The sequence below is a fragment of the Vibrio sp. 10N.222.49.C9 genome (assembly GCF_041474985.1).
Classification (GTDB): domain Bacteria; phylum Pseudomonadota; class Gammaproteobacteria; order Enterobacterales; family Vibrionaceae; genus Vibrio; species Vibrio crassostreae_C.
On sequence record NZ_JBFRVD010000737.1, the window covers coordinates 1 to 234 of the forward strand.

Consider the following 234-nt stretch of genomic DNA (forward strand, 5'->3'; position numbering starts at 1 on the left):
ATACTATGAACTATTTAGCGAAGAAGCGTCTTTTAATCTTGAGTGGAGCTTAACAAACGGTGGTAACAGGGACATCGAAATCACCGAAACTGATTCACTCTACTTAATGCTGTCCTCCAACTATCTCTACAGCATGGAACACAAACTCCCTCTTTGCCCCGAAACGATAACACTTCAAGAGGCACTATTCTCAGTAGCGGAAAAAACATCACTGCTAGACGACAGAGACTTGTT

The 234-nt window shown here is 42.3% G+C and carries 1 protein-coding gene; it reads left to right on the plus strand.

Features of this window, described 5'->3' with window-relative positions; genetic code table 11:
* On the plus strand, positions 1-234 hold a 234-nt coding region (locus AB4585_RS25335; RefSeq protein ID WP_372171537.1), incomplete at both ends, for a hypothetical protein.